The organism is Streptomyces sp. bgisy100 (genome assembly GCF_057709105.1).
Map to the genome: position 1 here is coordinate 1 of NZ_JBYITE010000119.1, position 633 is coordinate 633.

At 64.3% G+C, this 633-nt stretch carries 1 protein-coding gene; it reads left to right on the forward strand.

All coding sequences use genetic code 11. From position 1 onward, the window contains the following. Positions 1 to 633: polyketide synthase dehydratase domain-containing protein (locus AC3EQ1_RS31325; protein ID WP_488187186.1), on the forward strand; the 633-nt coding region annotated here is incomplete at both ends.

The following is a 633-nucleotide window of genomic DNA, read 5'->3' on the forward strand; positions in this document are numbered from 1 at the left end:
GCCGCTGATCTGGTGGGGTGTGAGCGGGTTGAGGAGTTGACTTTGGAGGCGCCGTTGGTGTTGCCGGAGTCGGGTGGGGTGCAGGTGCAGGTTTCGGTGGGTGCGGTGGATGAGGGTGGGCGTTGTGCGTTCGCCTTGTTCTCGCGTTCGGCGGACTCTGCGGTCTTTGCGTCTGTGGGTTCTGTTGGTTCGGGTGTGGGTTCGTGGGTGCGGCATGCCAGTGGGTTTTTGGCTGGTGGTGGTGTGGTGCCGTTGGTGGATGTGGTGTGGCCTCCGGTGGGGGCTGAGTCGGTGGTGTTGGAGGGGTTGTATGAGGGTTTTGCTGGTGCGGGGTTGGTGTATGGGGAGGCGTTTCGTGGGTTGAGGGGTGTGTGGCGGCGTGGTGGGGAGACGTTTGCTGAGGTGGTGTTGCCGGAGTTGATTGCTTCGGATGCTGGTGGGTTTGGTGTGCATCCGGCGTTGCTTGATGCTGCGTTGCATGCGTTGGGTGTGGGTGGTTTGGAGGGGGAGGGGCAGGCGCGTCTTCCGTTTGCGTGGGGTGGGGTGTCGTTGCATGCTGCGGGTGCTTCGGTGCTGCGGGTGCGGTTGGCTCCGGTGGGGACCGACGCGGTCTCCCTCCACGCCGTCGACACC